Here is a 4,615-nt window from a genome sequence, read left to right as displayed (position 1 = left end):
GTTGGGGCTGATGCTAAAATTGCCCCATACTGCGTTACAAATCTCGCTAAGACATCTGCATTATCGTCGCTTTGCGCCTTGTCTGGAACAATTTTAGCGATCAGCAGTGCCTATTTGCGAATGTTCAACACGCCCTAATAAAAGATAGCAAATACCATAAATCTATGAAGTTTGCGCAGCGATTTTAATTTCGCTGCAAAAATTTGTTATAATCGCCCCCTTATTCCTATTACCTGATGAAAGCCTTGTTATGAAAGAATCCTTACGCTTGCGTTTAGACCAGATGGTAGACCGCTATGAAGAGGTCACCGCCTTATTATCTGACCCAGAGGTCATCAGCGATAGCAATAAGTTTCGCGAACTGTCGGTTGAGCACAGCGACTTGATGGACATCACCACCTTATGGCAAAACTACGTGCGCGCCGAGACTGACCAAGCGGACGCCGAAGCCATGCTCGCGGACAGTGACGATGCTGAAATGCGTGAGATGATGCAGGACGAAATTGACACCGCACGCGCTGCCATCGCCGAGATGGAAGAAGAACTGAACGTCATGATGCTGCCCAAAGACCCGAATGACAAAGTGCCTGCATTCTTAGAGATTCGCGCAGGTACGGGCGGGGACGAGGCAGCGATTTTCTCAGGTGATTTATTCCGCATGTACCAAAAGTACGCGCAAAATCAAGGCTGGCAAGTCGAAATCCTATCAGCAAGCGAAGGCGAGCATGGCGGCTATAAAGAAATCATCAGCCGCGTGTCAGGTAACAGCGTCTATGGTCGCCTAAAGTTCGAATCAGGCGCACACCGCGTCCAGCGCGTGCCTGAAACCGAGAGCCAAGGTCGCGTACACACCTCAGCTTGTACCGTTGCGGTCATGCCTGAAGTTGAGATTGACGACACTGTGACCATCAATCCTGCCGATATCCGTATGGATACGTTCCGCTCAAGTGGCGCGGGTGGTCAGCACGTCAATACCACCGACTCTGCGGTACGTCTGACGCACATCCCGACAGGCACTGTAGTGGAATGTCAGCAAGAGCGTAGCCAGCACAAAAACCGTGACAAAGCGATGAAGATGCTGATTTCTAAAATCCAGCAAGCCAAAGTACAAGCGCAGGTTGATGCGGCAGACTCTATTCGCCGTGACCTCGTTGGTAGTGGGGATCGCAGTGAGCGTATCCGCACCTACAACTTCCCGCAAGGGCGCATGACCGACCACCGTATTAACTTGACCTTGTACAAGCTTGACAGCATTATGGAAGGCGACTTGGACGAGATGCTGGACGCGCTACTGCGTGAGCACCAAGCCGACTTGATGGCAAGTATTGGCGGCGAGATGTAAGCCACTCTGATGGTAAGTGTCGATAAATAAATGATAAGATAATGGCGGGCGGCACTTTGGGTGCTGCCTACTTATTATTTTTTATGGCTTTTTACCGTTTTATCCGTGTTTACTTTCCATCACGGTCGCTGATAAGCGTACTATTGATTTGATTTTTCTGTTTTTTATTCACCTTTTTACCTAATAATATTGAGAGTATTATGTCAAAGCAAAGCAACCAAGACCAAACCCAAGCGCCAGAAGACACCAATGAGCTGATCGCGCAACTCCAAGCCAAGCTAGATGATATCACTGCCTCAGGTAAACAGCCGTACCCAAACACCTTTAAACGCACCCATTATGCAAAAGATTTACAAGACGCGTTTGATGGCGTATCAAAACAAGAAATCGAAGAAAAAGCTGCCAATGGCGAAAAAACGCAGGTCAGTATCGCAGGTCGTGTGATGCTGAACCGTGGCTCATTTTTAGTCATTCAAGACATGACAGGTCGCATTCAGTTGTACGTGGCGCGTAAAGAGCTGGACGACGAGACCCGTGCCTTGATTAAAGGGCTGGACTTGGGCGATATCGTTGGCGTATCAGGCTACATCGGTCGCTCAGGCAAAGGCGACTTGTACGTACATATCGAAGAGATTAGTCTGTTGACCAAATCACTGCGCCCCATGCCAAACAAATTCCACGGCTTGGCAGATGTCGAAGCGCGCTATCGTAATCGCCATCTTGATTTGATGACCAATGAGACCACGCGTGATACCTTTGTGGTGCGCAGTCAGGTGATTAGCGGCATTCGTCAGTTTATGCTGAATGAGCGCTTTATGGAAGTCGAAACGCCGATGATGCACCCGATTCCAGGTGGTGCCGTAGCGCGTCCGTTTGAGACGCATCACAACGCGCTTGATATGCCACTATATCTGCGTATCGCACCAGAGCTGTACCTCAAGCGCTTGGTGGTCGGCGGTTTTGAGCGCGTTTTTGAGATTAACCGCAGCTTCCGTAACGAAGGCGTGTCTACCCGTCACAATCCCGAATTTACCATGATTGAGTTTTATCAGGCATACGCGGATTATCATGACTTGATGGACTTGACCGAGCGTCTGTTTAGCCAGTTATCAACCGATATTTTGGGCACAACAGAGATTACTTATCAAGGCGAAAACATCAGCCTAAAAGCCCCATTTGCGCGTCTGTCTATGACCGATGCCATCGCTCAATATGCCGAAGGCTTTGACATGGCGCGTGTCAATGAGCGCGAATACTTGGCAGATTACGTGGCAAACACGCTCAAGCAGCAGGTTAAAGAAGGCTTTGGTATTGGCAAATTGCAGACCATTATCTTTGAAGAGACCGCTGAGCATCAATTGCGTCAGCCGACCTTTATCACTCAGTATCCTGCCGAGACCTCACCGCTCGCGCGTCGTAACGATGAGAATCCTGAGATTACCGACCGCTTTGAGCTGTTCGTGGGTGGGCGCGAGTTGGCAAACGGCTTTAGCGAGCTGAACGACCCTGCCGACCAAGCTGAGCGCTTCCGTGGTCAGGTCGCCGAAAAAGACGCGGGCGATGATGAAGCCATGCACTTTGATGAAGAGTATATCGAAGCCTTGTCTTACGGCTTACCACCGACTGCTGGTGAAGGTATTGGTATCGACCGTCTGGTCATGCTGTTGACCGACTCGGCAAGCATCCGCGATGTGATTTTATTCCCGCACATGCGCCGTAAGTAAGGATTGATGCACGCTGTATTGCCTTATAAATACAGCGTTCCGTTGAGCTTACGCTTATTCGCTCCTTATTCGCTTATCACAAGAAGCCAGACGTTCGTGCTGGCTTTTTGCTATAATCAGCAGACTAAATTATTTGGCATACTGGATGGATATGACGCAGCAATATCAAGTCTTAGCCCGCAAATATCGCCCCAAAAACTTTCACGAGTTGATTGGGCAAACGCACGTCTCACAGGCGCTGATTAATGCCATTGATTATGGACGCTTGCACCATGCGTATTTGTTTACAGGGACGCGCGGTGTGGGTAAGACCACCATTGCGCGTATCTTAGCGAAATGCCTAAACTGTGACACGGGCGTGACCAGTACGCCATGTGGGGTGTGTGAGCATTGTATGGCGATTGACCAAGGTCGCTTTATTGACTTAATTGAGATTGATGCTGCCTCGCGCACTAAGGTTGAAGACACGCGCGAACTGCTGGATAATGTGCCGTACGCACCGACCCAAGGGCGCTACAAGGTATACTTGATTGACGAAGTGCACATGCTCTCGACGCACAGCTTTAACGCGTTGCTAAAAACGCTCGAAGAGCCGCCTGAGCACGTGAAGTTTTTGCTGGCGACCACCGACCCGCAAAAGCTGCCGATTACCATCATTTCACGCTGTTTACAGTTCGTACTGCGTCCTTTGCCGCAAGCGCTGCTGAGTGAGCATTTGGCAGATATCTTGACCAAAGAGCAGATTGATTACACCCAGCCTGCGTTATGGCAGCTGGCAAACGCCGCCAAAGGCTCGGTGCGTGATGCCTTGTCTTTAACCGATCAAGCCATTGCCTTTGGGCAGGGCGCGCTCGATGATGCTACGGTCAATGCCATGCTTGGCTTGATTGACGCTGCTGATTTGGTCAGTTTGTTGACCGATATTTATAATGATGATAAGCCTGCGGTTGCCGCACATATCGAGCAGATGCGTATGCAAATGGTTGATGCCGCGAGTATGTTTGATGGGCTGGCAGAGCTGCTGCATCAGCTGGCTTTGATGCAGGTATTGCCGCAAGTATCGCTCAATGTGAATGAACAGCAAGCCCAGCACATTCAGACGCTCGCGCAGCATATCAGCGCGGATGTGTTGCAGCTGTATTATGAAATCGTGGTACAAGCGCGTGAGGGCATGAAGCTTGCCAATACGCCGATGCAGGCTTTAGAGATGTGTTTGCTGCGTTTACTTGCTTTTCGTCCGTTACCCGCCGATGCCATGCTAAGCGGCGCACAAAATCCACCCAATACCGCGTCTTATGATGGCAGCAGCACGGATAATTCTACTCGAAATTTTGAGGCAAATAACGACAGTTTTGACCACACTGATTATGCGAGTACGCTACAAAGCCAAGAGTTATCACCATTAGAAGCGCCGCCAATTCCTGAGCCGCAAAACGTTGCCGAACCAATTGCCGAACCAATTGCCGAACCAATTGCCGAACCAATTGCCGAACCAATTGCCGAACCAATTGCCGAACCAATTGCCGAACCAATTGCCGAACCAATTGCC

3 protein-coding genes and 1 pseudogene are annotated in these 4,615 nt (G+C 49.9%); 3 read left to right on the top strand and 1 reads right to left on the bottom strand.

Translation table 11 applies throughout. The features are described 5' to 3' along the window. Positions 1–250 precede the first annotated feature (250 nt). From prfA to dnaX, 3 genes and pseudogenes are all read left to right on the top strand, one after another. On the top strand, positions 251–1,342 hold the full coding sequence (gene prfA, locus JIE71_RS07005) for a peptide chain release factor 1 (RefSeq protein ID WP_199508027.1): 1,092 nt from the start codon (positions 251–253) through the stop codon (positions 1,340–1,342). Positions 1,343–1,542: 200 nt separating this feature from the next. Further along, positions 1,543–3,066, top strand: coding sequence for a lysine--tRNA ligase (lysS, locus tag JIE71_RS07000; RefSeq protein WP_199508026.1), 1,524 nt, complete (start codon positions 1,543–1,545; stop codon positions 3,064–3,066). Positions 3,067–3,217: 151 nt separating this feature from the next. Then, positions 3,218–4,486, top strand: a pseudogene (gene dnaX, locus JIE71_RS06995) (DNA polymerase III subunit gamma/tau); the annotation flags it as partial. Here dnaX and JIE71_RS12555 read toward each other — a convergent pair. After that, positions 4,432–4,563, bottom strand: a complete 132-nt coding sequence (locus JIE71_RS12555) for a hypothetical protein (RefSeq protein WP_416232020.1) — start codon at positions 4,561–4,563, stop codon at positions 4,432–4,434. The pseudogene dnaX and the gene JIE71_RS12555 overlap by 55 nt on opposite strands. Between the last annotated feature and the right edge of the window lie 52 nt (positions 4,564–4,615).

Source organism: Psychrobacter sp. bablab_jr014 (genome assembly GCF_016464015.1).
In the GTDB taxonomy this organism is placed as follows: domain Bacteria; phylum Pseudomonadota; class Gammaproteobacteria; order Pseudomonadales; family Moraxellaceae; genus Psychrobacter.
The sequence above is the reverse complement of the archived record's forward strand: the minus strand, read 5'-3'. Positions and strand labels throughout refer to the sequence as shown.